General features: G+C 62.6%; 6 protein-coding genes and 1 pseudogene. 4 read left to right on the top strand and 3 right to left on the bottom strand.

The window, feature by feature from the left end:
* Both EN994_RS23055 and EN994_RS23060 read right to left on the bottom strand, forming a co-directional pair.
* Positions 1–670, bottom strand: a pseudogene (locus tag EN994_RS23055) (osmolarity sensor protein EnvZ); the annotation flags it as partial.
* Entirely contained in the window at positions 667–1,383 is a 717-nt protein-coding gene (locus EN994_RS23060) for a response regulator transcription factor (RefSeq protein ID WP_013529960.1), read from the bottom strand. The gene EN994_RS23060 and the pseudogene EN994_RS23055, both read right to left, overlap by 4 nt.
* Before the next feature lie 253 nt (positions 1,384–1,636).
* On the opposite strand from EN994_RS23060, the gene EN994_RS35430 reads away from it, so the two are divergent.
* The 4 genes from EN994_RS35430 to clpS all read left to right on the top strand — a co-directional run bounded on the left by EN994_RS35430 (position 1,637) and on the right by clpS (position 3,238).
* Positions 1,637–1,939, top strand: a complete 303-nt coding sequence (locus EN994_RS35430; protein ID WP_024504541.1) for a hypothetical protein — start codon at positions 1,637–1,639, stop codon at positions 1,937–1,939.
* A 39-nt stretch (positions 1,940–1,978) separates the two neighbouring features.
* Positions 1,979–2,212: a hypothetical protein gene (locus EN994_RS23070; protein WP_013529962.1), complete on the top strand. Its 234-nt coding sequence runs from the start codon at positions 1,979–1,981 to the stop codon at positions 2,210–2,212.
* 215 nt (positions 2,213–2,427) lie between these two features.
* Entirely contained in the window at positions 2,428–2,793 is a 366-nt protein-coding gene (locus EN994_RS23075; protein WP_063168852.1) for a hypothetical protein, read from the top strand.
* A 139-nt stretch (positions 2,794–2,932) separates the two neighbouring features.
* A complete protein-coding gene (gene clpS / locus EN994_RS23080; RefSeq protein WP_013529964.1) occupies positions 2,933–3,238 on the top strand; it encodes an ATP-dependent Clp protease adapter ClpS in 306 nt (101 codons plus the stop codon).
* Positions 3,239–3,292: 54 nt separating this feature from the next.
* Here the strand turns inward: clpS and EN994_RS23085 are convergent.
* Positions 3,293–3,489 (bottom strand): hypothetical protein (locus EN994_RS23085; protein ID WP_164746098.1); only part of this gene is annotated, 197 nt, incomplete at its 5' end.

The raw sequence follows: 3,489 nt of genomic DNA on the forward strand, positions 1-3,489 counted from the left end.
TCACGGCGGTTTCCATCATCCGGTAGGGCGCCGTCAGCCGGCGCAGCGACCAGATCGACATGATCACCACCAGCCCTGCGATCAGCGAATAGAGCGGCAGGCTGTCGAAGCTCAGGATCGGGCCGACGGGCGTGATCGGTTCGGTGAAATTCAGCCATTGGCCGTCGGCGAAGCGCAGCGATGCCGTCAGCTTGTCGCTCTGGGCGAAGTCGGCGGCCAGCACCAGAAGGTCGCGCTCGACCTGGCCGATGTCGGGTCCTGGCGTCGTGCCGTCCGCGTCGTCGGCCTCGCGCGTCGCCGGATCGCGGCGCACGCGTGCATCGGTGATGCCGAATTTGGACAGCCGGCCGACGAGGATGTCTTCGAGTTCGGCCAGTTCGTCATCGCCGGCGATCGACGAAGTGACCGCCGGCGTGTCCGAAACGGTGAGCGCGTAGGTGGAGTTGAACAGGCCGGTCGCCGTCGCCTTGCGCTCGTCCGGACTGGCGTCATGCATGAGCTGCACCAGCGAGAAGGCACGGTCGTTGAGCCGGTAGAGGTCGACGACGTCGTTGGCGGCAGCGCGGTCGCGCGAGACGATGTAGAGGGTCGCGACCTGGCTGATCAGCAGGCCGGCAATGACGATCAGCAGCACCCAGACAGGCAAGGTCTGCGGCAGGAAACGTCTCATTCGGAGGTCGTCTCGGGCAGGAACTGGTAGCCGCCGCTGCGTACGGTCAGGATCAGCTTGGGCGTCTTCGGGTCGTCCTCCATCTTGCGCCGCAACCGGCTGACCAGGATGTCGATGCTGCGGTCGAAGGAATAGTCGCTGTCGCCGCCGGACAGTTCGATGAGCTGGTCGCGGGTCAGCACACGCTGCGCACTCTTGACGAAGGTCTGCAGCAGGTTGAATTCGGCCATGGTCAGCTCGACCCTGACATCGTCGGGTGCGATCAGCCGGCGCCGGGCACAGTCCATCGTCCAGCCGGCGAAGCGGTAGATCTGCTTGGTGGTGGCGCGCTTCGGCTCGGCGGCGCCATTGCGCCTGAGCACGGCCCGGATGCGCGCCAAAAGCTCGCGCGGGTCGAAGGGCTTGGGCACATAGTCGTCGGCGCCCATTTCCAGGCCGACGACGCGGTCGGTCGTCTCGGTGACGGCGGTCAGCATGATGATCGGCGTCGAATACTGGGCGCGCAGGTCGCGGCACAGCTCCAGCCCGCTTTTGCCGGGCAGCATCACGTCGAGGACGATGAGGTCCACCTGGACGCGCCGCAGGATGGTCTCCATCTCGATGCCGTCGGCGGCAACCGAGGTGTGCAGGCCCCGCTTCTGGAAGAATTCCTGCAGCAGGTCGCGGATGCCCTTGTCGTCGTCGACGATCAGTATGTGTGCATCGGATTTCACAGCAGCCCTGTCATTGTTGCCAAGCCCTTCTGTCTTTGATTGCCAAGCCCTTCGGTCGCAACCCACACGATAGAATTCAGGCCATATGTTGGCCAGTGGCTATGATGGGGTTCACACCGGCTTTCTCAGACACACTCCAGAAACAAAATTCTACAGTTCAGAAAAACTCCTGAAAAATTTCAAAGGCATAACTGATCTCGTGGCGGTCAGGTCATCGGCTGCGACGCTAGTCTCCGGGTTTACGGATAAACCGATGCCAAGGTTGTCGATCAGTTTGTTGGGTGCGTTGCTGGGCTTCTGCCTGGTCACTGCCGCTGTCGGACAATCGGACGCAAAGGCGACGCTCACAACCCGGAGCGAACGGTGCGCCAATCTCAGCCACCAATTTGATGAAGCCCTCGAAACCCATGCCACGGCAACGCAGGTCACCGCGGCAAAGGCACTTCAGAGAAAGGGCAACCGGTACTGCGCCGCCAAGAAACAGGCACAGGGCATCCGGATGCTCGCCAATGCTTTGAAGCTGCTTGGAGTGACGCCGAACGACCCGGTTCAGTAACGCTCCGAAACTTGACCCGCATAAAAAGGAAACGAAGCCATGAAAAAGTCCATCCTCTCCGCAACCGGTCTCGCCGTCGCTCTCGCTTTCGCGATGCCGGCTCTCGGCAACGCCGCCGCCACCACGACCGCTGCTCCGGCTGCTTCGACGACCACCGCTCCGGCGACTGCCGCTCCGGCCAAGGCTGCTCCGAAGAAGGTCGTCAAGAAGACCGTCAAGAAGCACAAGAAGGCTGCTGAGAAGGCCGTCAAGAAGGACGCCCCGAAGACCTGATAAGGTCCGGCATAAAATGCCGGCCTGTTGACCAAGGCCGCTCCAGCTGGTTTCGGTTGGAGCGGCCTTCTTCCTGTCCGAGCCGCTGAAGCCCTGACATTGGCGATGCAGCGGTCGATGGGTTCAACTGATCTTTGGCGAAGTCTGGCACCGGCAGCTTCCGCCTCGACTGACACTTAACCCGTTTGCAACGCCGGCCGTGTAGGACAATCCGCATGAAGAAGCGGCTTTCGTCCATTTTGCGCTCGATGGTGATCGGCGGTCTGGTTGCCACCGGCCTCGCCAGAGTGCTTATCCTGTTCACCGCCAGCCCGGTCCCCGATCCGGCCAGCGGACGCACCGAGCCTTCGCTGTTCGCTCCGGCGATTTCCACCAACTGGGACTACATAACGCCGGCACAGACCTGGCTGCTGGTCGTGCTGACCGGCGCGACGTTGATCTGCGTCGCCGCGTGGCTGATCGCGACCTGGCTGGAACGCCGGGCGGATGCCGGCGGAAACCGTTTTCGGTCCGATATACCGCCCGCTGCGGCCGTGCGGCAGATTCCCGGCCGTCGCATGTTCGGCCGCCAAGGCCGTTGAACGGCAACCGACACTTTCCCACATGATTATGAATGGCCGCGTCGGCGGACACCGGTTTCGCGCGTCGATCAAAATGGACGACCGTTTTCACCGGTGCCAGAATGGCGGTCACATCGCTTACGCAAAACTGTCGGTTCCGATGCCTGAAATTACCACAAAACCGCGTACCCAGATCAAGCCGCAAGTCGAACGGCCAAAACTCTACAAGGTCATCCTCATCAACGACGATTTCACGCCGCGCGAATTCGTGGTGACGGTGCTGAAGGGCGAGTTCAAACTCAGCGAAGACCAAGCGCACCGGGTGATGATCACTGCGCATCGGCGTGGCGTCTGCGTCGTCGCCGTGTTCACCAAGGATGTCGCCGAGACCAAGGCGACGCGCGCCACCGATGCCGGCAAGGCCAAGGGCTATCCGCTGATGTTCACGACGGAGCCGGAGGAGTAGAGCAGGGGGCTTTCCCTTCTCCCACAACAAGGGAGAAGGGAAAAGAGCGCCGCGCTACCGTCCCTCGCGGTACCACATCGAACCCATTGCCAGAAGCAGCAGGCCGAGGCCGAGGAAGCCGCCGAACAGCGGCACGCGCGAGACGGCTTTGAGCACGCTGTCGTCTGTCGTGCGCAGGCCGATCCAGTCGCTGCCGGATGCGGCACCAGCCGAGCGCACCGGCACGATGGAAGGCAGCGTCACGTCGCTGC

Origin of the sequence: Mesorhizobium sp. M7A.F.Ca.CA.002.09.1.1, assembly GCF_003998555.1 — a bacterium.
Taxonomy (GTDB): domain Bacteria; phylum Pseudomonadota; class Alphaproteobacteria; order Rhizobiales; family Rhizobiaceae; genus Mesorhizobium; species Mesorhizobium ciceri.